Annotated in this window: 15 protein-coding genes; 3 read left to right on the top strand and 12 right to left on the bottom strand. The window is 71.2% G+C overall.

Annotated elements, in window-relative coordinates; all coding sequences use genetic code 11:
- Positions 1 to 3: 3 nt before the first annotated feature.
- From EYB28_RS07270 to EYB28_RS07260, 3 genes are all read right to left on the bottom strand, one after another.
- Positions 4 to 786 (bottom strand): DedA family protein, encoded by a 783-nt coding sequence (locus EYB28_RS07270; protein ID WP_166846100.1) that lies wholly within the window; start codon positions 784 to 786, stop codon positions 4 to 6.
- A gap of 96 nt (positions 787 to 882) precedes the next feature.
- Entirely contained in the window at positions 883 to 5,694 is a 4,812-nt protein-coding gene (locus EYB28_RS07265; protein ID WP_166846097.1) for an NAD-glutamate dehydrogenase, read from the bottom strand.
- Positions 5,695 to 5,779: 85 nt separating this feature from the next.
- The gene (locus tag EYB28_RS07260; protein WP_166846094.1) at positions 5,780 to 7,300 is read right to left on the bottom strand and encodes an XRE family transcriptional regulator; all 1,521 of its coding nucleotides are present in this window, start codon (positions 7,298 to 7,300) and stop codon (positions 5,780 to 5,782) included.
- Positions 7,301 to 7,438: 138 nt separating this feature from the next.
- Here EYB28_RS07260 and aceA point away from each other — a divergent pair, with 138 nt between their 5' ends.
- Both aceA and aceB read left to right on the top strand, forming a co-directional pair.
- The gene (gene aceA, locus EYB28_RS07255; RefSeq protein WP_166846092.1) at positions 7,439 to 8,761 is read left to right on the top strand and encodes an isocitrate lyase; all 1,323 of its coding nucleotides are present in this window, start codon (positions 7,439 to 7,441) and stop codon (positions 8,759 to 8,761) included.
- A gap of 88 nt (positions 8,762 to 8,849) precedes the next feature.
- Positions 8,850 to 10,559: a malate synthase A gene (gene aceB / locus EYB28_RS07250; RefSeq protein ID WP_166846089.1), complete on the top strand. Its 1,710-nt coding sequence runs from the start codon at positions 8,850 to 8,852 to the stop codon at positions 10,557 to 10,559.
- 33 nt (positions 10,560 to 10,592) lie between these two features.
- Here aceB and EYB28_RS07245 read toward each other — a convergent pair whose 3' ends face one another.
- Positions 10,593 to 11,681 carry an aromatic acid exporter family protein gene (locus tag EYB28_RS07245; RefSeq protein ID WP_166846085.1) on the bottom strand — a complete coding sequence of 363 codons (1,089 nt, stop codon included), beginning with the start codon at positions 11,679 to 11,681 and terminating at the stop codon, positions 10,593 to 10,595.
- A gap of 94 nt (positions 11,682 to 11,775) precedes the next feature.
- On the bottom strand, positions 11,776 to 15,060 hold the full coding sequence (locus EYB28_RS07240) for a type I restriction endonuclease subunit R (protein WP_166846082.1): 3,285 nt from the start codon (positions 15,058 to 15,060) through the stop codon (positions 11,776 to 11,778).
- Between the two features lie 224 nt (positions 15,061 to 15,284).
- On the opposite strand from EYB28_RS07240, the gene EYB28_RS07235 reads away from it, so the two are divergent.
- Entirely contained in the window at positions 15,285 to 17,663 is a 2,379-nt protein-coding gene (locus EYB28_RS07235) for an AAA family ATPase (protein WP_166846079.1), read from the top strand.
- Positions 17,664 to 17,682: 19 nt separating this feature from the next.
- Here EYB28_RS07235 and EYB28_RS07230 read toward each other — a convergent pair whose 3' ends face one another.
- The 7 genes from EYB28_RS07230 to EYB28_RS07200 all read right to left on the bottom strand — a co-directional run bounded on the left by EYB28_RS07230 (position 17,683) and on the right by EYB28_RS07200 (position 25,815).
- The gene (locus EYB28_RS07230; protein WP_166846076.1) at positions 17,683 to 18,873 is read right to left on the bottom strand and encodes a Fic family protein; all 1,191 of its coding nucleotides are present in this window, start codon (positions 18,871 to 18,873) and stop codon (positions 17,683 to 17,685) included.
- A 288-nt stretch (positions 18,874 to 19,161) separates the two neighbouring features.
- The gene (locus EYB28_RS07225; protein ID WP_166846074.1) at positions 19,162 to 19,668 is read right to left on the bottom strand and encodes a hypothetical protein; all 507 of its coding nucleotides are present in this window, start codon (positions 19,666 to 19,668) and stop codon (positions 19,162 to 19,164) included.
- Positions 19,669 to 19,993: 325 nt separating this feature from the next.
- On the bottom strand, positions 19,994 to 20,593 hold the full coding sequence (locus EYB28_RS07220; protein WP_166846072.1) for a DUF4276 family protein: 600 nt from the start codon (positions 20,591 to 20,593) through the stop codon (positions 19,994 to 19,996).
- Positions 20,590 to 21,780, bottom strand: coding sequence for an AAA family ATPase (locus EYB28_RS07215; protein ID WP_166846070.1), 1,191 nt, complete (start codon positions 21,778 to 21,780; stop codon positions 20,590 to 20,592). The genes EYB28_RS07220 and EYB28_RS07215 overlap by 4 nt, the downstream gene beginning before the upstream one ends.
- Before the next feature lie 67 nt (positions 21,781 to 21,847).
- Positions 21,848 to 22,867: an Abi family protein gene (locus tag EYB28_RS07210; protein ID WP_166846067.1), complete on the bottom strand. Its 1,020-nt coding sequence runs from the start codon at positions 22,865 to 22,867 to the stop codon at positions 21,848 to 21,850.
- A gap of 172 nt (positions 22,868 to 23,039) precedes the next feature.
- Entirely contained in the window at positions 23,040 to 24,197 is a 1,158-nt protein-coding gene (locus EYB28_RS07205) for a restriction endonuclease subunit S (protein ID WP_166846065.1), read from the bottom strand.
- Entirely contained in the window at positions 24,190 to 25,815 is a 1,626-nt protein-coding gene (locus EYB28_RS07200) for a type I restriction-modification system subunit M (protein WP_370459450.1), read from the bottom strand. Before EYB28_RS07200 ends, EYB28_RS07205 begins: the two co-directional genes overlap by 8 nt.
- Positions 25,816 to 25,828 lie beyond the last annotated feature (13 nt).

Here is a 25,828-nt window from a genome sequence, read left to right as displayed (position 1 = left end):
ACGTCAGCCGCGCTCCGGGCACGGCGCCGGAGGCCGCGGACGCTCGACGAGGGCCGGCACGACGCGACTCGTGCCGGCCCTCCTCGCGTCCCCGGGTGCGAGGTCCGTACCGCGCGCGCCCTCGGCCCGCTCGCGGAGCCGCGCGTCCGCACGCCCCTCCCGCGCACGGACCACGCGGTCCACGACGAGCCCCAGCAAGGTGCCGGTCACGATGCCGACGACGACGGCGAGCAGCGGCCGGTCCCCGAGCCACCGGCCCGCCAGCACCGCGATGAGCCCGTAGTAGGCCGCCCACAGCACGGAGGCCACCGCCGACAACGCCGCGAACCGGCGCCGCGAGAACCCGACGGCGCCGGCCGTGACGTTGACCGCCATGCGCCCGACCGGCACGAACCGGGCGGAGAGCACGACGGCCGCGCCCCGCCGCTGCAGGGCCCGGGAGGCCCAGTCGACCGCCCGCCGCCCGCGCGGGCCGCGCAGGAACGGCACGCGCCCCGTGCCGACCGCCCGGCCGAGCCAGAAGGCGACCTGGTCCCCCGTCCACGCCCCGAGCGCGGCGACGGCCAGCACGACGGCCAGCGGCACGCCGTCGCCGGTCTGCGCCGCCACGGCGAGCATGATGAGCAGCGTCTCGCCGGGCACCGGCGGGAAGAACCCGTCGGCCGCCGTCGAGACGAACAGGGCCGGCAGCGACCAGACGGACGAGGCGAGCGCGAGCAGCCACTCCTCCAGCTCCCCCCACCACTGACCCCCCTGCTGGGCCCACCCCGCGATCGCGTCGAACATGGGCTCCACGCTCCACGACGCGCCCCGCCCGCCACCATCCGGTGACCCACCGGTTCGACCCTGGGGGGACCCTGAACGTGCCCGTCGGGCCTGCCGTCAGCGCACCAGCGAGCGCAGCTGGCGCAGCGCGACGGAGAGCGTGGCGATGCCCGGCCGGTCCACCGCGTGCGCGGTGGCCAGCGCGTCCAGCGCGCGCCGCGCCGTCGCGCCGCCGCCCGCGACCCAGGCGTCGATCAGGGCCGCCTCGTCGCCCGGCGCCGCGCCCTCCTCCGTCTCGAGCACGGACGCGGTCAGCGCCACCATCACCGCGTACAGGTCGTCGCGCAGCGCGGCGCGCGCCATCGAGTCCCAGCGGTCGTCCTGGGGCAGCGCGGACACGCTGGTGAGCAGCTCGTCGAAGCGGACCCTGCCCGACAGCGAGAAGTACGTCCGCGCCACCGTGTCGAGGTCCCAGCCGCGGACGCGGGCGAGCTCGGCCACGTCCAGCAGCGGCAGCGACGCGAGGAGCCCGGCGCCGCGGCGGGCGAGGGCGGCGTCGCACCCCGCCTCGGTCAGCGCGGCCACCCGCTGCGTGAACTGCGCCAGCTCGTCGCCCTGCAGCAGCTCGCCGATCCGCGGGACGTAGGTGCGCACCGGGTCGGAGAAGGCGTCGATCTCCTCGCCGACGGACACGCGGTCGGGGCGGTGCTGCACGAACCACCGGGCCGCCCGGTCGAGCAGCCTCCGGAACTGCAGGTACAGGTCGGTCTGCACCTGCGTGGCCACTCGGGTGTCGGTGGCCTCGACCGCGACGACGAAGCCCCGCAGGTCGAAGATCTCCCGCGCCGCCACGAACGCCCGCGCGATCTGCTCGCTGGACGCCCCGGTCTCGTCCTCCGCGCGGAACGCGAACGTGATGCCGCCCCGGTTGACCATCGAGTTCACCACCGCGTTGACGATGATCTCGCGGCGCAGCGGGTGCGCCGCGAGGTCGTCCGCGTACGCCTCGCGGATCTTCGTGGGGAAGTACTCGGCGAGCGTGCCCGCGAACCACGGGTCGTCCGCCAGGTCCGTCTCGGTGAGGTCCGCCTTGAGCGCCAGCTTCGCGTAGGCGACCAGCACCGCGAACTCCGGCCGGGTCAGGCCCCGCTGCCGCGCGGCGCGCTCGGCGATCTCGGTGGCGTCCGGCAGGAACTCCAGCTCGCGGTCCAGCTCGCCGCGCCGCTCCAGCCACTCGACGAGCCGCTCGTGCACCGGCAGCATCACGGCCGCGTTCGCCCGGGAGTTGCCGAGCAGCACGTTCTGCTCGTAGTTGTCCCGCAGCACCTGGTGGGCGACCTCGTCGGTCATGGCCTGCAGCAGCGCGTCGCGCTCGGCCAGGTCCATCCGCCCCGACCGCATCAGCTCGCCGAGCAGGATCTTGATGTTCACCTCCTTGTCGGAGGTGCCCACGCCCGCCGAGTTGTCGACGGCGTCCGTGTTGACCTGCACGCCGGCCTGCGCGGCCTCGATCCGCCCCCGCTGGCTGACGCCCAGGTTCCCGCCCTCGCCGACCACCCGGACCCGCAGCGCGGCGCCGTCCACGCGGATCGCGTCGTTGGCGCGGTCGCCGATCTCGGCGTGCGTCTCGGTGGACGCCTTGACGTACGTCCCGATGCCGCCGTTCCACAGCAGGTCGACGGGGGCGAGCAGCACGGCACGCTTCAGCTCGGCCGGGGTGAGGGAGCCCACGGCGGGGCCGAGCCCGAGCGCCTCGGCCATCTGCGGACTCACCGGGATCTTCTTCGCCGACAGCGGGAAGACGCCCCCGCCGGCCGAGATCAGGTCGCGGTCGTAGTCGGCCCACGTCGAGCCGGACAGCTCGAACAGCCGCCGCCGCTCGGCGTAGGAGGACGCCGCGTCGGGGTCCGGGTCGACGAACACGTGACGGTGGTCGAACGCCGCCACCAGCCGGATGTGCTCGGACAGCAGCATCCCGTTGCCGAAGACGTCGCCCGACATGTCGCCGACGCCCACCACCGTGAAGTCCTGCGTCTGCGTGTCGTGCCCCAGCTCGCGGAAGTGCCGCTTGACCGACTCCCAGGCGCCGCGGGCCGTGATCCCCATCGCCTTGTGGTCGTAGCCCGCCGACCCGCCGGACGCGAAGGCGTCGTCCAGCCAGAACCCGTACTCGGCCGAGATGGCGTTGGCGATGTCGGAGAACGACGCGGTGCCCTTGTCCGCCGCGACCACCAGGTAGGGGTCGTCGCCGTCGTGACGCACCACCCGCTCCGGCGGCACGACCGTGCTGCCGTCCCGGTTGTCGGTGACGTCCAGCAGGCCCCGGACGAACGTGCGGTACGCCTCCTTGCCCTCCGCCAGCCACGCGGCCCGGTCCCCGGCGTCGGGCAGCTGCTTGGCGACGAACCCGCCCTTGGAGCCGGTCGGCACGATCACCGCGTTCTTGACCATCTGCGCCTTCACCAGGCCGAGCACCTCGGTGCGGAAGTCCTCGCGGCGGTCGCTCCAGCGCAGCCCGCCGCGCGCCACCTTGCCGAACCTCAGGTGCACGCCCTCGACCCGCGGCGAGTACACCCAGATCTCCGCCATGGGGCGCGGCTGCGGCAGGTCGGGCACGGCGGCGCAGTCGAGCTTCATCGACACCCACGGGCGGGGCGAGCCGTCGGCGTCGCGGGTGTAGAAGTTCGTGCGCCAGACCGCGCCGATCACCCCGACGAAGGACCGCAGGATCCGGTCGTGGTCGAGGCTGGCGACGTCGTCCAGGTCGGCCAGGAACGCCTCCGTCGCCCGGCGGGCCCGCTCGTCCCTGCCGGAGCCGTCGGCGCCCGCGCCGTCGTCCGCGCCGTCGTCCGGGTCGAAGCGCAGCGCGAAGAGGCGCACGAGGTCGGTCGCGAGCCGGGGGTGGGCGATCAGTGCCTCGTCGATGTACTCCACGGAGAACGCCGACCCGGTCTGGCGCAGGTACCGGCCGACCGCGCGCAGGATGACGATGGACCGCCACGGCAGCCCGGCCCGCAGCACGAGGGCGTTCAGGGTGTCGCTCTCCGCGGCACCCGACCACACCGCGCGGAACGCGTCCTCGAACGCCTCCGCCGTCACGTCGTCGCCCCACAGCGCGGGGTCGGCCACGGTGAGGCCGAAGTCGGAGACGTGCCGTGTCTCGCCGTCGGAGAGCCTGATCGTGTACGGGCGCTCGTCGACGACGTCGACGCCGAGGTCGGTCAGGACCGGCAGCACCTGCGTGAGCGGGTACTCGCGCAGCGACGCGACGGTGAGTCGGCGCACGCCCGGCTCGGCGCCGTCGGGGGCGTACAGGTGCACCGCGATCGGCCGGTCGTCACCGAGGCTCTCGAGCCGGGCGATGTCGCCGACGGCGGCCGCGGGGCCGACCTGCTCCTTGTAGGCCTCGGGGAACGCGGAGCCGTAGCGGCCCAGGATCGCCGCGGCCTCGTCCTCGCCGTGGCGGTGGTGCAGCTCGTCGACGAGCGCGGCCTCCCACGTGCGGATGGCGGCCTCCAGCCGCCGCTGCAGCTCCTCCTCCCCCACGTCCGGGACGGTCCCGCCCCGCGGCACCCGCACCACGAAGTGCAGCTGCGCGAGCGGCGCGTCGCCCACCCGCGTGGTGTGCTCCACCCGCTCGGCGCCGAACGCCGTGCGCAGCAGCTCCTCGACCCGCAGGCGCACCGTGGTGTTGTAGCGGTCGCGGGGCAGGAACACGAGCGCCGAGACGAACCGGTCGAACTCGTCCTTGCGCAGGAAGATGCGGGCACGGCGCCGCTCGCGCAGGCGGATCACCTGGGCGGCGACCTGGTGCAGGTGCTCCGCCGAGTCCTGGAACAGCTCGTCGCGCGGGTACTGCTCCAGCACCTGCAGCAGGTCCTTGCCCGAGTGGGACGTCGGTGCGAAGCCCGACGCGTCCAGCACCGACCGGACCTTCGCCGCGACGATCGGCAGCGTCAGGACGGAGGAGGCGTACGCGGCGGAGGTGAAGAGCCCGAGGATCCGCCGCTCGCCGGTGACGTTGCCGTCGTCGTCGAACGTCCGCACGCCGACGTAGTCGAGGTACACGTCGCGGTGCACGGTGGCGCGCGAGTTCGCCTTGGTGATGGTGAGCAGCCGCGGCTCGCGGGCCGTGCGCTGCGCCTGCGGGCGCAGGTGCACCACGGAGTCCGCCGGCTTGCGCAGGATGCCGAGGCCCGTGTGCGGCACCGGCCGCAGCACCTCCGCCCCGTCCTCCGTGCCGAGGGCGTACTCACGGTAGCCGAGGAACGTGAAGTGGTCCTCGGCGAGCCACGTGAGGAACTGCACCGTCGGCGCGACCGACTCGGGGTCCACGGTGGACGGCGGCTGCGTGCGCAGGTCGGTGCAGACGTCCAGGCACGCCCGCCGCATGGCCCGCCAGTCGTCGACGGCGCGGTGCACGTCGCCGACGACGTCCTCCAGACGAGCCGCGAGCTCGTCCCGCTCCTCCGGGGTGGCGATCCGGTCCGTCTCGAGGTGCATCCACGACTCGAGCCGGCCGCCGTGGGCGCCGAGGCCCAGCAGCGCGCCGTCGTCGTCGCGGCGCACCTCCACGATGGGGTGCGTGAGCAGGTGCACGGTGGAGCCGTGGCGGGCCACCGCGGCCTCGACGGAGTCGACCAGGAACGGCGCGTCGTCGGTGCAGACGTCGACGATCGTGCGCCGCGACGTCCAGCCGTTCTCGCGCAGGGTGGGCGTGAACACGCGGACGAGCGTCTGGCCCGGGTCGCGGCGGGCGGCGAGGTCGCACATCGACGCGATCGCGCCCGCGACGTCGCGGGGCTCCCGGTCGGTGAGGTCCTCCGCGGCGACGGCCGCGTACAGCCGCTGGGCCGCGTCTCTGATCTCGTCCGGCTGGTCCTCGGTGGCGCGCAGGATCTGCTCGCGCACGGCGTCGTCTCCGGTCATGAACCTCATCGTTCTCCGGTGTGTGGTGGATGCCCGATCAGGGCTCGTCGATGCTACCCAAGCGGGGGGCTTCCGTCGCGTCCCGTCACGCCGTCGGCGCGTGCCGTCCGTCGCCCGACGGGGCGTGCCGCTCGAGGAACTCGTAGACCTCGGTGGTGTCCACCCCGGGGAACGCGCCCGACGGCATCGCCGCGAGCATGGACGCGTGCGGGCGGGCGCTGGGGAACGCCTGGCCGTCCCACCGCTGCGCCAGGGGCTCACGCGGGCGCCGGCAGCAGCCCTCGTCGGGGCAGCGCGACGTCGCCCGCGCCGTCGTCTCCCGCCCCAGGAACCACTTGACCTGCGCGTACGGGACGCCGACGCTCACGGAGAACCGGCCGTCCGCGGTGTCCGCGACCCGGGAGGTGCACCAGTACGTGCCCGTCGGGGTGTCCGTGTACTGGTAGTAGGGGCTGAGCCGGTCGGTGATCCCGAAGACGACGCGGGCGGTCCAGTGCCGGCACACGTGCTGGCCCTCGACGGTGCCGAGGGCGTCGGCGGGGAAGCGCACGCCGTCGTTCTCGTACGCCTTGTGGATCGCCCCGGACTCATGGACCTTCATGAAGTGCACCCCGATGCCCAGGTGCCGGGTGGCGAGGTTGGTGAACCGGTGGGCCGCCGTCTCGTAGGACACGGCGAAGGCGTCGCGCAGGTCCTCCAGCGAGATCGCCCGGGCCTCCTTGGCCTCGCGCAGCGTCTTCACCGCGTCGCGCTCGGGGATCAGCAGCGCCGCGCACAGGTAGTTGGCCTCCACCCGCTGGCGCAGGAACTCGGAGTAGTCGCGCGGCTCGGCGTGGTCGAGCACGTGCGAGGCCAGGGCCTGCAGCAGGGCCGACCTCGCGTCGGAGCGCCCACGGATGCCGTCGCTCGGCAGGTACACGCGGCCGTGCCGGCGGTCGATGACGGCACGGGTGGACTGCGGGACGTCCGGCACGTAGTGGATGGCGAACCCGAGGTGCGCCGCGAGCTCCCCCGCCGCGCGCTGCGGCAGCGGCCCGCGCGCGTGCCCCACCCCGTCGAGCAGACCGCGGGCGAGATGCTCCAGCTCCGGGAAGTAGTTGTCCTTGGCGCGCATGTCCGCCCGCAGCTCGGTGTTGGCGCGCCGCGCCTCCTCGGGCGTGAGCGCCCGCTCGGTGTGCAGCCGCTCCAGCTCGTGCTGCAGCGCCACGATGGCCTCCAGCGCGTCGGTCGGCAGCGACTTCGTGACCCGGACCGGCCGTACCCCGAGCGCGGAGAAGAGCGGGCCGTGTTGCACACGCTCCAGCTCGATCTCCAGGCCGTCGCGGTGCGTCGGCGCCTGCGGGGAGAGCAGGTCCTCCACGCTCGCGCCGAGCGCGCGAGCGACCGCCTGCAGGCGCGCGATGGTGGGCTCGCGCTTGCCGTTCTCCAGCATCGAGACCTGCGACGGCGCACGTCCGATGGCCTCCCCGAGCTGCTCCAGGGTCATGCCACGGCGGGTGCGCAGGTGCCGCACACGCCGGCCGATGGTGAGCGCGTCGGCCTCCTGCGCGAGCGGGACGGCCGCGCCGTCCCGGGTATCGGGGCCCTGCCGGGTCGAGATCGCCATGCTCGAGGGTGACACAGGCCACTGCTTCCGTCCAGGAGAAGAATTCCGAAACTTCTCCCTCTGAGCGCTGGCCGCGGGGGTTGTCGACGGGCGAGGGTCGTGGCCAAGGACGCACCGCACCGACCCGGAGGTACCGACATGACCGCGACCCTCGAGCCCACGACCGGCACTCCGACCGCCCGCCCGGGCGACCAGGACGCCACGGCCGCCGACCTCACCGCGCAGTGGGCGAACGACCCCCGCTGGGCCGGCATCCGCCGCTCTTTCACGGCCGAGGACGTCGTCGCGCTGCGCGGGTCGGTCGGCGAGGAGCACACGCTCGCCCGCCGCGGCGCCGAGGTGCTCTGGGACCTGCTCCACACCGAGGACTACGTCAACGCGCTCGGCGCGCTGACCGGCAACCAGGCCGTGCAGCAGGTCAAGGCGGGCCTGCAGGCGATCTACCTGTCCGGCTGGCAGGTGGCCGGGGACGCGAACCTGTCCGGGCACACCTACCCCGACCAGTCCCTCTACCCGGCGAACTCCGTGCCCACGGTCGTGCGCCGCATCAACAACGCGCTGCTGCGCGCCGACCAGATCGACGTCGCCGAGAACGGCACGGCGTCGCGGAACTGGCTGGCGCCGATCGTCGCCGACGCCGAGGCCGGCTTCGGCGGCCCCCTCAACGCGTACGAGCTGATGAAGGCGATGGTCGCCGCGGGCGCCGCGGGCGTGCACTGGGAGGACCAGCTCGCCAGCGAGAAGAAGTGCGGCCACCTGGGCGGCAAGGTGCTGGTGCCGACCCAGCAGCACGTGCGCACCCTCAACGCGGCCCGCCTCGCGGCCGACGTCGCGGACGTGCCGAGCGTGATCATCGCCCGTACCGACGCCGAGGCGGCCACCCTGCTGACCTCCGACGTCGACGAGCGCGACCGGGAGTTCCTCACCGGTGGCCGCACGGCGGAGGGCTTCTACGAGGTGCGCAACGGGATCGAGCCGTGCATCGCGCGGGCGAAGGCGTACGCCCCGTACGCCGACCTCATCTGGATGGAGACCGGCACCCCCGACCTCGACCTCGCGCGCCGCTTCGCCGAGGCGGTCAAGGCCGAGCACCCCGACCAGATGCTCGCGTACAACTGCTCGCCATCGTTCAACTGGCGCAAGAACCTCGACGACGACACCATCGCGCGCTTCCAGCGCGAGCTCGGCGCCATGGGCTTCGCGTTCCAGTTCATCACCCTGGCGGGCTTCCACGCCCTCAACTACTCGATGTTCGACCTGGCGCACGGCTACGCCCGCGAGCAGATGACGGCGTACGTGCGGCTGCAGGAGGCCGAGTTTTCCGCCGAGGAGCGCGGCTACACCGCCACCAAGCATCAGCGCGAGGTCGGCACCGGCTACTTCGACCGCGTGTCCACCGCGCTCAACCCCGACGCCGCCACCCTGGCGCTCGCCGGCTCCACCGAGGCCGCCCAGTTCTGACCGCATCCGTCCCCGGCGTCCCGCTACTGCGGGCTATCGCGTGGATACCCCGCACGAGCGGGACGCCGGCCCGTGGAAGGACCGCACCATGACCACGCTCGCTCCCCCGCCCACCAGCACCCCCCTCGCCGACACCGCCACCGGCCCGTCGGTCTGGGGCGACCGGACCCTCGCCGAGGGCAGCATCAGCGTCACCGCGCCGCTCGGCCCCCGCGACGAGGAGATCCTCACGCCGGAGGCGCTGGCGTTCCTCGCGATGCTGCACGACCGGTTCGCCGACGCCCGCACCTCCCTGCTCCTGGATCGACAGCGGCGCATGCGCACGATCGCCGACGGCGAGGACCCGGACTTCCGACCCGCCACCCGCCCGCTGCGCGACGACCCGTCCTGGCGCGTGGCGGGGTCGGACGGCGCCCCCGGGCTGTCCGACCGCCGGGTCGAGATCACCGGGCCGACCGACCCGAAGATGACGATCAACGCGCTCAACTCCGGTGCCCGCTGCTGGCTTGCGGACGCCGAGGACGCGCAGTCCCCGACGTGGCGCAACGTCGTGGACGGCCAGCTCGCCCTCCACGACGCGATCCGCGGCACCCTGACGTTCACCAACGAGGCCGGCAAGCGGTACGCGCTGCGCTCGAGCACGCTCACCGACCTGCCGACGATCGTCTTCCGGCCGCGCGGGTGGCACCTGTTCGAGTCGCACCTGGCCTACACCGGACCGGACGGCGCCACGCAGCCCACGTCGGGCACCCTCGTCGACTTCGGGCTGTACCTGTTCCACAACGCGGCCGAGCTCATCGCCCGCGGGCGGGGGCCGTACTTCTACCTGCCGAAGCTGGAGGGGCACCGCGAGGCCAGGCTGTGGAACGAGGTGTTCGAGGTCGCGCAGGACGCGCTCGGCATCCCGCGCGGCACCGTCCGGGCGACCGTGCTCATCGAGACGCTGCCGGCCGCGTTCGAGATGGAGGAGATCCTCTACGAGCTGCGCGACCACTGCGCCGGGCTCAACGCGGGCCGCTGGGACTACCTGTTCAGCGTCATCAAGTGCTTCCGCACCCGCGGCGACTCGTACGTGCTGCCCGACCGCGGACAGGTGACGATGACGGCGCCGTTCATGCGCGCGTACACCGAGCTGCTGGTCGCCACCTGCCACCGGCGCGGGGCGCACGCCATCGGCGGGATGAGCGCCTTCATCCCCGACCGCCGCTCCCCCGAGGTCACCGAGCGCGCGATCGAACAGGTCTGGGCCGACAAGACCCGCGAGGCCGGCGACGGCTTCGACGGCACCTGGGTGGCGCACCCCGACCTCATCGAGGTGGCGCGCGGGGCCTTCGACGAGGTGCTCGGCGACGCCGAGAACCAGGTGGGCCGGCAGCGCGACGACGTCGCCGTCGGGCAGGCGGAGCTGCTCGACGTCGCCTCCGCCCGCCGCGCCGGCGCCACCGTCACCGAGGCCGGGCTGCGCACCAACGTCTCGGTGGGCGTGCGCTACCTCGAGTCGTGGCTGCGCGGCCAGGGCGCCGCCGCGATCGACCACCTCATGGAGGACGCCGCGACGGCGGAGATCTCCCGGTCGCAGGTGTGGCAGTGGATCGCCGCGGGCACGACGACGGACGACGGCGCGCCGATCACCCGGGCCCGGTGCGAGGCCGTGCTGCGCGACGTCGTCCGCGGCCTCGACCGGTTCCCCGGCGACCGCTTCGCCGACGCCGCGGCGATCTTCCGCGAGGTGGCGCTGGGCGACGAGTTCCCGCCGTTCCTCACGACGAGCGCGTACGCCCGTCACCTCTCGGCGTGACGTCGGGCCGGGGCCCCACGCCGGTCCGTGCCGTCAGGTGCGGACCGGCCGGGCCGTGGCCACGTCGTCCACCACGTCGACGATCATCTGCAGGTTCGCGATGAGCGCGCCGTAGAGGGGCCACAGCTTGCCCGAGAGGTCTTCCGTCGACAGGTCGTCCGCGAGGTCCCGCAGGTCGTCCCGGAGGGCGGCGAGCTCCGGTTCCGGCTGGGCCACGCGGCGCCCCGCCTCCGCGAGGAGATCGGTGTACCGGTCGCGGAACGCCTCGTCCCACGTCTGGGCGTCGCGGTCGGACTCCCGTACCAGGCGGGCGATGCTGCGCGTGGACGACACTCCCTCCTCGAGTCGGACGAGGACCTGCGGGTAGCTCTCGAGCTCTTTCCCGGGATGCCGTCGGCGACGAGGGTTCCACGACCCGCTCTCGCGCGCCGTGCGCACGAGGGACCAGGCGTGGTCGACGTCGGCCGAAATCTCGCGGGTGCGCTCGACCCAGTCCTGCTCCTGCTGCGCCTCGGACGGTGACCGCAGCTGGGTGGCGATGTCCCCGAGCAGCGCCCCGAGCCGACGGTCGACCGCGTCGATCTGCTGCTGCGCGCTCCGGTCGTTGAGCGGGGGCCAGACCGACACGTTGACGACGAGGGCGACGAGCACGCCGATCGCGGTGGCGAGGAGCCGGTCCGGCAACAGCTCGATCGTCTGGTCCGTCGAGGCGTCGTACCCGACGGTGGTGACGAACAGCGTGGTCGTCGCGATGGTGACGCCCTCGTCGCGGTACACCGGCGCACGAGCGAGCACCAGCGCCACCACCAGCGCCAGCCCGAACGACAGGACGGTCGTGCCGAACGCCTGCACGACCACCAGGGAGACCAGGATGCCCGTGCCCACCGCGAGCACCGTCTGGGTCCCCCGCCAGAACGTGCGGTACACCGTGGCATGCACCGTGAGGAGAGCCACCCAGGGAGCGAGGAAGGCCTGCTCGAGGCCGAGCACCATCTCCGCGAGCCCCCAGGCGGCCATCGCGGCGACGGCCGCCTTGGCGGTCTGCAGCAGGTCGACCTGGTTCGACGGCGACCTCAACCATGCGCCGGTCCTGGCGCGGACTGTGTCGTGATCGGTGACCATCCTCCCAGTCAACGCGATGTCGCACCGCACGGGCACGCCGAGTCGCTCCGACCGTGCCCGACCGGTGCCTGGCGCGCCACGACGCCATCCCCCGTCAGGCCGCCCTCCGCGGGGCGAGCAGCTCCATCTGCTCCATGACCAGCCGGATGGCCTCGGGCTGCTTGTCCGGCGGGTACTTGTGCTTGATCAGCAGCCGCTTGATCGACGACCGCATCTTGGCCCGGACGTCGTCGCGGACGCTCCAGTCGACGAGGGCGTCGTTGCGCATGATCCGTACGAGGTCACGGGCGATCTCGGCGAGCTTGTCGTCGCCCTGGATCAGTACGGCCGAGTCGTTCGTGGAGACCGCGTCGAAGAATGCGAGCTCGTCGTGAGCGAGCGGCGGGTGGAAGTGCTCGCCGCGCGTGTGCTCTGCCGCGACGTCACGGGCCATCTCCACGAGCTCGGTGATGACCTCGGCCGACGTCAGGTTCGAGTTCGTGTAGCGGTTCATCAGCTCGGCGAGCCGCTGGGAGAACATCGTCCGACGCACAAGGTTCCCCGCCGTCGCCGCCCGGGACTCCGCCATGATGAGGTCGCGCAGCGCCTCGATGGCGACCTGGGGGTTCTCCGACGCCTTTGCCCGGGCAAGAAACTCGTCGTCGAGCTCGTCGAGCCGTGGCCGCGTCAATCCTGCCGCGGCGTAGATGTCGACGACGTCGTGGGCGTCCACCGCGGTGGCCGTCAGCTGGTTGAGCAGGCGCTGCACGTCCTCGGGGATCGGCTCACCCGACGCCTGTCGCTCGGCGGCGTCGAGCTTGCCCATCCATGTGCGCACCTCCTCGTAGAAGCGCACGTCGTCGGCGAGCCCGGCGAGCGACTCCTGCCTCCCCGCGAGCGCCCACGACCGACGGAGCGCGGGGGCGAGGCGGCGGAACCGGTCGTCGATCCGCTCGCTCTCGCCGGCGTCCCGGTTGCCGGGTGTGCGCGGGTTGCGCAGCCAGCCGACGGTGTGCATCACGGTGTCGATGGCCGCCCGCCTCTCGCCGCGCGCCTTCTTGGCGGCGTAGATGTCGCGCCACCCGCTCGGGTCGACGACAGCGGCCACCCGCGCCACGTGCTCGCGCACCACGTCGGCCGCTTCGTCCAGCGGCTGACCGACCGGCTTCTCCTCCTGGTCGCGCACGGTGTACTCGGCGAGCGCGGCGGCGAGGTTCTCCGCCACCGGCGCGTATGCGACGAGCACGCCGGAGTCCTTGCCGCGGAACGTGCGGTTCACGCGGGCGAGCGTCTGCATCAGGAGCGCACCACGCATCGGGCGGTCGAGGTACAGCGTGTGCAGCGACGGCGAGTCGTAGCCGGTCAGCAGCATGTCCTTGACGATGACGATCTCGAGCTCGTCGCCCGGGTCGCGGAGGCGCTTCTTGATCGCGGCGTTCTGGCTGTCGCGTCGTACGTGCCTGGCGATCGGGTCGGTGTCGGTCGCGTCCCCGGAGTAGACGACCTTGATCCGCCCCTTGGCGGTGTCGTCGGAGTGCCAGGCGGGACGCAGGTCCACGATCTGCTCGTACAGCCGCGCGCAGATCTCCCGCGTCGAGCACACGACGAGCGCCTTGCCCGGTGCGCCCTCCTGGGCGTCCGACGTCGGGCGCACGCTCTCCGCGACGGCGTCGCGGCGCGCCTCCCAGTGCGTGAGCAGGTCCTCGGCGAGCGTGCGCAGGCGGGCCGGCGCCCCGTAGACGGCGTTGACGACGGCGACGGACTTCTCGATGCGGTCGCGCTCCGTGTCGTCGAGGCCGACGGTCGCCTCGTCGGCCGCCGCGTCGATGGCGGCGGCGTCGACTTCCTCAGGGAACCCGACCTTCACCAGCCGCGACTCGAAGTACACGGGCACGGTGGCGCCGTCGGCCACAGCCCGGGTGAGGTCGTAGACGTCGATGACGTCGCCGAACACCTCCTGTGTGTCCCGCTCCCCCGTGATCGGGGTACCGGTGAAGGCGATGAGCGTCGCGTTCGGCAGGGCGTTCTTCAGGTGCCAGGCGTAGCCGTCGAGGTCGCCGTAGTGGCTGCGGTGCGCCTCGTCCACGACGAGCACGATGTTGCTGCGCTCGGACAGCACGGGGTGGCGGCGACCGGCATCCTTCTCCGCCTTGGTGAGGCCGAACTTCTGCAGTGTGGTGAAGTAGATCCCGCCGGTGGTCCGGCTCGCGAGCTCGTCACGCAGCTCGGCGCGGCGGGTGACCTGGCGCGGCTGCTCGGGCAGCAGCTGGGACCGCAGGAACGTCTCGTAGAGCTGGTCGTCGAGGTCGGTGCGGTCGGTGATGACGACGATCGTCGGGTTGAGCAGCTCGGGGCGCCGGGCGACGGCGGCCGCGTAGAGCTCCATCTCCATCGACTTGCCGGAACCCTGTGTGTGCCAGACGACGCCCGCCCGGCCGTCGCCCTCGACCGCACGGACGGTCTCCGCCACGGCCTTCGTCACCGCGAAGTACTGGTGTGGCTTGGCGACGCGCTTGGCCAGGCCGTCCGCGCCGTCGTCGAACGCCACGAAGCCGCGCAGCAGCTGGCCGAAACGCTCCAGGTTGAACAGTCCGTCCAGGGTGACCTGCAGGGGCGTCCGAGGCTCCGCGGCGCCGGGCAATCCGTCGTCGCGCACCAGGTGGAGGTCGGTCTCGACGTGGCCGTCCGGCCCGACGACGCGGCCGTCGTCGTCGACATTCCATGGCGCGTAGTGGTTCAGCGGCGTGAACGGCGTGCCGTACTTGGCGACGAGGCCGTCACTGACCACGGTCACGACGCAGAATCGGAACGCCATCGGCAGCTCGCGCAGGTACGTGCCGAGCTGCGCATGGGCGTCGGCGACGCCGACCCGCTCGTTGCCGGCGTTCTTCAGCTCCACGACCACGACAGGCATGCCGTTGAGGTAGAGCACCAGGTCGAAGCGGCGCTCGACATCGCCGTCGACCACGGTGACCTGGTTCGCGACGAGCCAGTCGTTCTCGTACTCGTGTCGCGACACGAGGCGGAGCGTCGGGTGGTGCTCACGGCCCTCGGCGGTGTACGTGATGCGGTAGCCGCCGGTCAGGACGTCGTGGATCCGCTTGTTCTCGGTGATCGCGTCCTGCGACGTCGGCCGCAGGATCTCCCCCAGCGCCTGGTCGACGAACTCGCGCGGCACGTCCGGGTTGAGCCGCCGCAGCGCCGACCGCATCCGCGACGGGATCGCCAGCTCCGACCAGCTCTCGCGCTGCGCCTGCTCACCGAGAGCCGCGTAGGCCGGATGCCCCCTGTCGTTCGTCGCGCCCGGCGCGATCTCCTTGCCGTGGACCGGCAGCCACCCCAGCTCGCCCAGGTGGTCGAGAGCCAGGTGCTCCCAGTCGGCCTCGCTCGGGTGGTGCATCGTGTCTCCTTGACGACGGTCGACGTGGTCTGCGGCCATGGTGGCGGACTCGGACGTCCGGTGCGCAACGATGCTCTGATAAGCCGGCTATCAATTCTTCAGAACCCCGCCCGCATTGCTGCTCCCGCTCGTTTCGGCCGCAATCTCACCCGCTCTCGTCGCTTCTCGAAGACTCCGCTGCCACTACTCTCCCAGGACCGGCCCCGCATTCCACGAGGAGCGCAGTGATCCCCGACCTGGTGCTCACCGACGAGTTCAAGCACGCCCTGGGCATCCTGGACGCCGGGGGCGGTCTCTTCCTCACCGGCCGGGCAGGCACAGGTAAGTCCACGCTGATCCGGCGCTTCATGGCGACCACCGATCGTCGGCTCGTCGTCGCGGCCCCGACCGGGATTGCGGCGCTCAACGTCGACGGGTACACGATCCACCGCCTCTTCGGCTTCACGACGACGACCGGCCTCGATGACGTCCGGCACGGGAGCTACAAGCCCGGCCGGTTCGCCCGGACGCTGGCGACTCTCGAGACCCTGATCATCGACGAGGCCTCCATGGTCCGCGCCGACCAGCTCGACATGGTCGCCGCCGCGCTCGAACGCTTCGGCCCCGCTCCCGGGACGCCGTTCGGCGGGGTCCAGGTGGTGCTCGTGGGCGACCTCTACCAGCTCCCGCCCGTCGTGCCCGACGGCGAGGCGGCGTTTCTCGCCGCCCGGTACGACTCGCCGTACTTCTTCTCCGCGGATGCTTTCGACCCCGGTCGCTTCCCGACGGTCTCGCTGACGACGGTGTTCCGGCAGCTGGGCGACGACCGCCTGACGTCCACGCTCAACGCGATCCGCGAGGGTGTGCTGCTCGAGCACACCCGCGCCGAGCTGAACGAGCGCGCCGACGCGGGCTTCGTTCCGCCGGAGGACGAGTTCTGGCTGACCGTGGCACCGACCAACCGGATCGTCACCTCCCGCAACCGGCAGCGCCTGGAGCAGCTACCGGGCGAGGAGCATGCCTCGCTCGCCCGCGAGTCAGGTGACCTGTCGCTCTTCGACCCGCCGGTCGAACGCCGGGTGACGTACAAGGTCGGTGCGCAGGTCATGCTGCTGACCAACGACCCCGCGGACCGCTGGGCCAACGGGAGTCTCGGCCGTATCACCGCCGTCGCGCCGGGCTCCGCCGACGTCGTCAGCGTCGAGCTGCGGGACGGCACCACGGTCGACGTCGGGCCGCACACATGGGAGGCGACGAGGCCGGTCGTCGAGGGCGGGTCGTTGCGCCATGAGGTCGTCGGCACGTACACCCAGCTGCCGTTCAAGCTCGCCTGGGCGACCACCATTCACAAGAGCCAGGGGCAGACGCTCGACCGGCTGGTCGTGGACCTGTCCGGTGGGACGTTCGACTACGGACAGGTGTACGTGGCGCTCAGCCGTTGCACGTCCCTGGAGGGCCTGGTCCTGACCCGGCCGCTGCTCGCGAAGGACCTCAAGACCGACCGCCGTGTCGCGCGGTTCCTGCACGCCGCGACGGCACAGCAGCGCGAGTGGCGCTACTGCGCCGTCAGCGTGCTGACTGTCGGCGACGAGGGACGGATGTCCCGGCCGCGGCCGGTCGAGATCGGGGTGGCGTTCGACGACGGCACGTCGCTGAGCACACTGGTCAACCCGCAGCGGGACCTCGGCAGCGCCCGGACGGACTTCGGGATCTCCGTGCACGACGTGGTGCTCGCCCCGACGCTGGACGAGGCATGGTCGGTGATCGCCCCGCTGGTCGCCGGATGCACACCCGTCGGCGTGGGCACGGACGAGGCGCTGGGACTCGTCGACTTCGAGCTCAAGCGGCTGGGGCGCGTCGAGCCGCTGCCGCTGGGCGTCGAGCTGGAGTCGGCGGACCTGAGGCCCGCCGAGCGGGACGCGATGTCGACCGGCACGGCGGCCGCCCGGGCGCGGGCTTCGCTGCGCGCCCACGAACGCCTGGCGATGCACGACACGAGCGCGACGGCCTTCGCCATGTGCGACGACGCGCCGTCGACGAGCTACCTGCTGACCCGTGAGCCGGCGACGGAGGTTCCCCGGCCGGCCGACTCGCCGCAGCTGTCGGCGCTCCTGGACGTCAGCCGCACCCTCAGCGCCGTCGTCCTGGGCACGGTCGCGACAGAAGCCCAGGAGACGGTCACCGGGGAGGGCTCCGTCGCCCTGCGGGGCGCCGTCGTCGACCGCCTTGGCGCGGCCGCCGAGCGCTCGGCCGGGCTCCCTCCCGGGATCATCGAGCGGCTGCGCAGGCTCGAGACGGTGCTGGGAACGGCGTTCGTAGACGACGTCGTCGCCGGCGCGGACGGGGCAGGCTCAGCTCGCGAGCACTTCACGCCCGGCGCACGCGTCTGCTTCACGGGCCAGGCGCACGCCCCGGACGGTACCGTGTGGTCCCGCACGGAGATGAATGACCTTGCACAGCGACTCGGCCTGGAGCCTGTCGCGTCGGTCACCAAGAAGCGCTGCGACGTCCTCATCGTCGCGGAACCAGGCACGATGTCGGGCAAGGCGCGCAAGGCCGCCGAGCTCGGCAAGCCCGTGCTGGCGGCGGAGGAGTTCTTCGCGTGGGCGGCCTCGGACGGATAGGTCACGGCCTCGGGCAGCGTCAGACGACCCGGTGATGCGCACGGTCCGCGAATCGCTCCATCGCCTCGATGACCTCGACCGCCTGCCAGACGCGGTCGCGGGCGCCGTGACCGATCTGGTCGAGCACGCCGTCCTCGACCAGCCGGTCGATCGCTGCTTGAGCGTTCGCCGTCGTGACACCGAGGAGCTCTGCCGCGAGACGTGAGTCGATCACCGGCCTCTCCAGGAGGACATCGAGGAGTCGCCAGGCCGCGGCGCCACGCCGCGCGCGGACACTCCCGATCCACCGCTCACGAGCCTCGGAGACGTCGGTCATGAGCTGACGAGCGTTCTGCAGAGCCGGGAAGACTGCCTCGCACACCTCGGCGACGATCGGGACGGGATCACCGGAACGGTACGCGGTCAAAGCAGCGAAGTACCGTCCGGTGTCCCCGAGCAGGCCGGCGGAGATCGGCACGATGACGTGGCGGGTCAGGCCCACGTGGCGGAGCTGAGCATGCATCAGGGCGCGACCGGTGCGACCGTTGCCGTCCGGGAACGGATGGATGTTCTCGAACTGCGCGTGTGCCACGGCCGCCTGGGCGAGCGCCGGCACGTCGTCCCGCACGATGAACTCGGCAAGGTCGTCCATGGCTTTCGGCACCAGCTCGCTCCGTGGCGCGACGTAGTCGGCCCCGTGGGGGCTCCACGCCGAACCTCCGATCCACACCGCCGAGTCTCGCCACGCCCCGGCGGTGCGCGGCATGTGGTCACGCATCAGCACGCGATGCATGGCCAGGATCGCGGCGGCGTCGAGCCTGTCGGCGACCTCGAGCGCCCGCGTCATGGCCCCGACGTTGGCCACGATCTCGTCCGCGTTGGCTCGCCCCCGGCGACCGAGCTCCGCCAGCGCGATGGCCTTGGGGGACGACGTCAGGTTCTCGATCTGCGAGGAGCTCGCCGCTTCCGTCCGGAGCAGGAGCGAGGCGAACGACATCAACGAACCGAGCGACTCCCCGTCGAGTCGAGCGATCTCGGCACTCGCCTCGGCGACCAGCGCCGCCGTCACCCCGTCGAGGCGCAGCTCCGCATGAGCGATGCGCGCGGGAAGTGCCGCCTCGTACGCCCCCCGACGGCGGCTGCGACCGGCACGCGGGCCGTACTCGGCGTCCGACGACTCCCAAGCGAGCGTCTCGGCGCCGAAGACGGGCCAGGTGCGATCCGATGCCACGGCACCACGTTAACACTGGATAGCAAAACATCCGATACTAACAACCGATCGTTGGTGTCGGATCCAATCCACCGCCGTCCGGACCAGGCAAAAGGCGAGCGCCCGTGAAACCAGCGGGGAACTGATACCGGTACAGCACACCGATAGTGTCACGAGGTATGAGCGCGCCGCCGAAGTCTTTCCCGAGGTGATGGAGCAGGTCGAGGTGTCCACCGTTGGCCCGACGATGGGCCCGGACGCAGCGCGCCCGCGATGGCCCACGCGCAGGTCCGAGTCCCAGCACCGTCGTCACCGTCGGAGATATGCCCTCCGACGCGGCGAGCGGGCGCTGGCATCGCCCTCGTCCTCGTCGAGGTCAGCGTAGCCGTCGCTCGCCTCAGTCCGGGACTCCATCCCCGTAATCTCCGCGATCAGGCCCTCTACCTCCTCGATGAGCGCCTCGTGCTCATCGACACTGGTGGTGGAGCAGGCATCGCTGCGTACACCCTCGTCGCTTGTGGCGGCGTCCTTTCGCTTGGACTGAATCCGATGCCAGATCTTGCTTGCCCCGTAGCCGGCCGCAGCAACCAGAGCGATCACTCCCACGGCCGCAAGCCCCCTGACCACATCCGGCTCGCCGGAGTCGCTATCAGTCGATGACTCGTCACCTTCGCGGATGACCGCCTGAGTCACGAGCAGGTTCGTCTCGTCGTCACGCAGCAGTGGGCTAGAACCTCCTGCGGAGAAGTGAGTACCTCGCGGGCGGCCAACGAGTAGCCGCTCCCAGACGAGGTCGGTGGTGTCATCCGCAGTCATGGCCTGATCTTAGAAGCGAGGCAGCAGATCCACATCACTGTGCGGAACGTCGTCGCCGCGACTCCTCCAGCCCGTCCAGGAGTCGACGCGCCGCGGACTCGGTCACGTGCCACGTGTGGATCTCGCCGGGCCGTATCCCGTCGAGCTCGCCGAGCGCCTCGAGGTGCGCGACGGACTCGGCCTCAACGACCGCGGCCGGCACTTCGTGCCGGGACGCCCATTCGGCGACCCACGCGTGGAGCGGACGGGTAGGGATACTCGTGGTTCCTCCAACCGCATTGGATCTCAGAGCCGACGACACTTCGATCGGCACGACTCCACCCGACTACGTCCCCTCACCGCGGACGAGGGACCCGAGGGACTCCACGAACCGGGCGAACGACGGCGAACGTTCGGCGGCGCGGTCGAGGTCGAGCAGCATGTTGAAAGCGACCTGGTGCCGCACGGAGCCGTACGACTCGTACATCAGTTCCTCAAGACGCAGCTTCGGATTGCGGGGGCGTTCCGGATCGCCGTCGTAGGCTGCGCTGTCGCGTACCGCCCCATGGCTTCGCAGAGACTCGATGCCCGCGAGGAACCACGCTTCGTACTCCCGCACGGCCACGGTCGCCACGACCGGCCGGGAAGCGCCGGCAGCATCGACAGACTCCTGCAACACGCGGCAGAGATCGTCGGCATCGTCGTCGTCACTGTCGGCGAGGACGACGACACCGCCGGGCCCGTCAAACCGTGCCGCCTGAAACCGGACTGCCTTCTGCAGCTCCTCGGGGCGGTGAACCATGGTGGCCCTGGGGACACGATGGGGCTTGGGAGCGTCGACGTACGTCGCGCACTTCTCCTGAGCGATCCTCTGGATCATGCGCGGCAGGCCCTGCACCTCGCCATGCCCCTCCACGACCGAAGCGATACGGATCAGCCCGTTCACCCGAACAGCTCCGGCTGCGTGTAGTCCGCCGCAGGCTGGAGCTGGTCGACCTTCAGCAGTTCGCCGGCCGTGTAGATGCCTTCCCGGAGAGCGTCAGCGGTCGCCTCCTCGACGGGCGCGATCGTGGTCACGCCGTTCGAGGCCCGCACCGCGAGGAGGTTCTCGGGTCGCAGCTCGACCGAGTCGAGGAGCTCGGGACTGTGGCTCGTCGCGATGACCTGTCGTTCTCGGCTGGCGGAAAGCAGCGCTTCGAGCAGCACGCCGGCGGCTGCCGGGTGCAGCGCTGTCTCGGGCTCCTCGATGCCGATCGGGCTGTAGCCGGTGTTCCCGGGAGCGAACAGCGCGACCAGGATGCCGAGCGTGCGGAGTGTGCCGTCGCTGATCGACGTCGCAGGGAAGGTCCACGCGTCCTTGCGGCCCTCGACACGCTGGCGGAACTCGACGCTCTCGTAGGCACCGTAGCTCGCGCGGTCCGCGGAGACCGTGTCCGGGACGACGAGCCGCAGGTACTCCTCGACCTTGGACTTGATCTCCGGCGCGCTCCGCTTGAGGTGCTCGAGCACGGACGCAATGTTGGACCCGTCGCGGCGCAGCAGGTCGCCGGCGTCGGGTCGTTGAGGCTCACGGATGACGCCGGGGTTGAGGTTGTACACGTTGACGTCGCTCAGGCCCGCAAAGACGGGCCGGAAGTCCGGAATGGCCGAGGCGTGGACGAGGTAGAGGCGATCGTCCGCGGCCGGCGGGAGCGTGGTCTCGAAGGAGGCGTCGACGACGGCGCCGTCGCGCACCTCGTAGAACACGTCCTCGTGGGCGAGGGCACCGCGATACCGCACCACGCACTTCTCGTGAGTGACCCGGTAGTCTCCGCCCTTCACCGCGCCGACCTTGAACATGTACGAGCCCTCGACGTCCTCGACGGCGAACTCGAGCTCGATCGTGAAGTGGGTGGGATGGCCCGCCGAGCGCCGGCGCACCTCCGCCACGCCGCCGCGCTCGCGCAGCGCGTTGTCGAGGTTCTCGCTCAGCGCCTGGCTCACGAACCGCAGGCTGTCGACGAAGTTCGACTTGCCGGAACCGTTCGGGCCGACGAGCAGCGTCAGGTCGTCGAGCCGTACGTCGGCCTTCTTGATGCTGCGGAAGTGCTGCAGGCGGACACGCGTGATGTCGAACCGTCGCGGCGCACTCATGCCCTCGAGACTACGGGCGCGTTGCTCGGTGAGCAGCATGGATACTCCGATCGGCGGTCGTGGATGGCTACGGGGCGCTCGGGCGCTTCTCGGCGAGTATTTCCGCCCAGAACGGGTCCTCCCGCCAAGTGGCAGGAATGCCCATGCCACGGAACGGGACCTCCGGGTGCCCGTCGAGCAGGTCGCTCAGGCGTTGCGCCCAGGACGACCGTGGCGACACCACGGCCAGGACGGACTGCAGCGAGACGAGGACGGGATACAGGCGCCGACGGCGGTCGGGAGTGTCCGCCAGGATGTCGGGCGCGTCGAGCCAGGTCACGGTGGTTCCGGTCGGGATGGCCGGGTATACCCCGAGGCCGACGTTCCACAACCGCCCGTGGTGCGCGCACACGTTGCGCACCCGCACGTAGGTGCGGAGCCAGGACGTCAGGATCGGCGCCGAAAGCCCGAGAGGACGGGCGATGCGCTTCACGTCGGAGATCCGGCGAAGGTTGGCGATCACGCTCTCCAGCTGGCCGAGCGTGAGGCTCTCGACCATCAGCCACGACGGCGGGAGCTCAGGCTCCCCGTAGGACGTCAGGTAGTGCTCCAGCGCCGAGGCGTGCGCCAGCTCCCCGGGAGGGGTTTCCTCGTCGTTGCGCAGCTGGTCGCGGCAGATCTTCCTCACGAGACCCAGGAACTTGGCGTGCTGCGCCTGGTCCCGGAAGTGGTGGCCGTCGACGTACCAGAACGGGCCGCCGTGCCGGAGCGACATGGTGTCCGTCAGGGCGGCCCGAACGGCGACCTCGACGCGCTCGATCGCGTCCGTCACGAGGAGGCGGAGCTTCCGGTCGAAGACGTACAGATCGAGCACCTGGTCGAACGTGGTCCCGTCGCGCAGCGTCTCGCCGGCAGGCATCGTACGGAACGGGATCAGGTACGGCGAGAAGCGGTAGTAACCGATGTGCCGCAGGTAGCGCCTGGTGCGGTCGCGGTCGAGGACGACCAGGCCGCGGCCGACCATCCGGTCGACCAGGTCGTCGTGGGCGAGCGCGGGCTTGTCGTAGCGTCGCGGGCCCCGGGCGCGAGCCTGCGTCGACGCGCTCATCCGGCGTGCTCCGGGCAGAGAAAATCCCCCGATTTGCGCATCATGGAGAGGCGTGGGGGATCTGGTGCCTCGAATCTACAGGCCCGGGCTGGGCGCGGCAAGGCGGCGCGGCCCCGCAGTCCCGCAGACGAGGTCACATTCGCCTGCCGGACCACGGGCACCGCGCTGCAGGTCACAGTCCCGCCACCTCCGCGGCCTCCTCGACCCGGAGTTTTCCCGACATGAGCGCCGGCAGCATGGCATCACGAGTCGCAGTCAGGTCGGCGTTCTCCATGACCGAGGACCTGATCCGTCCCTCGAGCCCAGCAAGGCGGCCCTCGATCTCGTCAGCGACATCGTTTCGGACGGCCGGAATTTCGAGTGCGTGCAGTTGGGCTCGGTTAATGGAGCCGAAGACCGTCCCCTCTGCTTCGAACGGCAGCCAGACGTCGGGGGCGTGCAGAAGAAGGTGATACAGCGTTGCCTGCCTGTCGTCGCGGGCACGCACCGCAGCGAGCCCTCGGCCCACACACAGCCGCTCCGGAGCCAGGTTTACCTTCCCGACAGGTGCCCGCACGCTCACCAGGAGGTCACCCGCCTCGGCCCAGCGGGTGGGCCCTGTCGTCCACACCCGCCGCGAGGGAAAGCGAGGACCGAAATCACGCACACCCTGGTAGAACGGCACACCGTCGCCCTGCTCGTTGAACGTCTCTCCTGCAGGAGACGAGCCCATCGTGATCTCGGCCACGCCTGCGAGTGCGACAACCCTGCCGGGATCGATAGCCGCACGTACGAGCGCACCCGCAAGTTCGTCGGCGGTGGTGGCGAGTTTGGCGTTGGCCGCGATCTTGTCGTCGAGGGCGCCCAGGACGTCGGCGATCGCCCGCTGCTCACCCAACTCCGGCACACACACCGGCCAAGAATCCATAAGCTTCAGCGGGATTCGGTCGACCGTTGCACCATGAACCGCATTCTGGCTGATGGTTTGTTGAAACTGCGGTCCAAGATAGAGGTAGAGCAGGAACCGCGGGTCCACCATTGATCGGTTCGGACGAAGTAGGGCCATCCGCCGACCAAGGCACGCGTCAACGCCCGCTGGCATCAGTGCAGCGTCCCCGAGGCGGGTCTCATAGGAGAACAACAGGTCACCCTCGGCGGGTGTCACCCGACGTGTCCACCGCACGAAGTCCTCGTCCGAGACGTGGTCGGACTCACCGAGGTTGAGGTGCCCGCTCTGCAGGCTGGAGATGTTGAGGAAGTATGGGCCCTCGTCTCGACGAGTGGGAGTGGCGTGCGGCCCATCGAAGATCTCGCCCAATTCGCCAAGCGCTACGTTCCGCCACTCAGCCACGAATCCTCCCGAGCTGCTCGCGGACGACCTTCTCCAGTCGCGCGGACTCGTCGAACTGCGCGAACAACTCACCAGTCAGGCGCTCGATCTTCTCGTCGAGGGGCTCGCCGTCGTCCTCGACCTCGGGCACGCCGACGTACCGACCCGGTGTCAGGGCATAGCCAGCGTCCTTGATCTCCCCCAGCGAGGCGGAGTAGCAGAAGCCCGCTTCATCCTCGTACGACAGCCCGGCCTCGACGGCCGACGGTGACCCGAGCCACGCGTGGTACGTCCCGGCGATCTTCTGGATGTCGTCGTCGGACAGCGCGCGCTCGGCGCGGTCGATCATGTGCCCGAGGTTGCGGGCGTCGATGAACAGCACCTCGCCGGCGCGCTCGCCCTTCGCGCGCGCAAAGAACCACACGCACACGGGGATCCCGGTGGAGCGGAACAGCTGGGTCGGCAGGGCCACCATGCAGGAGACGAGGTCAGCCTCGACGAGCTGGGCGCGGATCTCGCCCTCTCCCCCGGAGTTCGACGACATGGACCCGTTGGCCATCACCACGCCCGCGGACCCACCGGGCGCCAGCTTGGACAGGATGTGCTGGATCCACGCGTAGTTGGCGTTGCCCTTCGGCGGCACGCCGTACGTCCAGCGGGGGTCGTCGGTGGACCGCGCCCAGTCCTTGATGTTGAACGGCGGGTTGGCCAGCACGTAGTCAGCCTGCAGCTCCGGGTGCAGGTCGCGGGCGAACGTGTCGCCCCACCGCGGGCCCAGCTGCCCGGTGAGCCCGTGCACGGCGAGGTTCATCTTCGCCATGCGCCACGTGCGCTCGTTCAGCTCCTGCCCGTACACGCTGATGGCCTGCGGGTTCGCGCCGTGCCGCTCCAGGAACTTCTCCGCCTGCACGAACATGCCGCCCGACCCGCAGCACGGGTCGTACACCCGCCCCGAGTACGGCTCCAGCATCTCGACCAGCACCCGCACCACGCCGGGCGGCGTGTAGAACTCCCCGCCCCGCTTGCCCTCGGCGGCGGCGAACTTGCCGAGGAAGTACTCGTACACCTCGCCGAGCACGTCGCGCGCCTTGGAGACCTTCGCGCCGTCGAGCCCGACCCCCGTGAACCGCGCGGAGGAGAACAGGTCCACCAGCTCGCCGAGCCGACGCTGGTCCACGTTGTCCTTGTTGAACATCACCGGAAGTGTCCCCTTCAACGGCGGGTTCGCGCCCATGACCTGCTCCATCGCATCGTCGACGAGCTGCCCGATCGACGCGTCCGGCTCATCCAGCGAGGCGACCCGGCCCTTGGCATGCGGCGCGAGGTACCCCCACCGCGCCCGCTCCGGCACCCAGAACACGCCGGCACCGCGGTACTCGTCCATGTCCTCCAGCAGCGGCTCGGCGTCCGCGGCGTCCAGCCCGTCGGCCACGCACTCGGCCAGGATCGCCTCACGCCGCTCCGCGAACGCGTCGGAGACGTACTTGAGGAAGACGAGCCCCAGGATCACGTCCTTGTACTGGCTCGCGTCCATCGAGCCGCGCAGCTTGTCAGCGGCCTTCCAGAGCGTGTCCTTGAGCTCCTTCATCGTGGTCGCGGTCGCGACCGACGGCTCGGCCTTCTTGGTCCTCGGGGGCACTCGGTGGTCCTTC

The organism is Isoptericola sp. BMS4, assembly GCF_011634835.1.
Classification (GTDB): Bacteria; Actinomycetota; Actinomycetes; order Actinomycetales; family Cellulomonadaceae; genus Isoptericola.
The sequence above is the reverse complement of the archived record's forward strand: the minus strand, read 5'-3'. Positions and strand labels throughout refer to the sequence as shown.

Coding starts and splice junctions, on each gene's coding strand:
- EYB28_RS07270 (WP_166846100.1), bottom strand. CDS start 786: ATGTTCGACGCGATCGCGGGGTGGGCCCAGCAGGGGGGTCAGTGGTGG.
- EYB28_RS07265 (WP_166846097.1), bottom strand. CDS start 5,694: ATGACCGGAGACGACGCCGTGCGCGAGCAGATCCTGCGCGCCACCGAG.
- EYB28_RS07260 (WP_166846094.1), bottom strand. CDS start 7,300: ATGGCGATCTCGACCCGGCAGGGCCCCGATACCCGGGACGGCGCGGCC.
- aceA (WP_166846092.1), top strand. CDS start 7,439: ATGACCGCGACCCTCGAGCCCACGACCGGCACTCCGACCGCCCGCCCG.
- aceB (WP_166846089.1), top strand. CDS start 8,850: ATGACCACGCTCGCTCCCCCGCCCACCAGCACCCCCCTCGCCGACACC.
- EYB28_RS07245 (WP_166846085.1), bottom strand. CDS start 11,681: ATGGTCACCGATCACGACACAGTCCGCGCCAGGACCGGCGCATGGTTG.
- EYB28_RS07240 (WP_166846082.1), bottom strand. CDS start 15,060: ATGCACCACCCGAGCGAGGCCGACTGGGAGCACCTGGCTCTCGACCAC.
- EYB28_RS07225 (WP_166846074.1), bottom strand. CDS start 19,668: ATGACTGCGGATGACACCACCGACCTCGTCTGGGAGCGGCTACTCGTT.
- EYB28_RS07215 (WP_166846070.1), bottom strand. CDS start 21,780: ATGAGTGCGCCGCGACGGTTCGACATCACGCGTGTCCGCCTGCAGCAC.
- EYB28_RS07210 (WP_166846067.1), bottom strand. CDS start 22,867: ATGAGCGCGTCGACGCAGGCTCGCGCCCGGGGCCCGCGACGCTACGAC.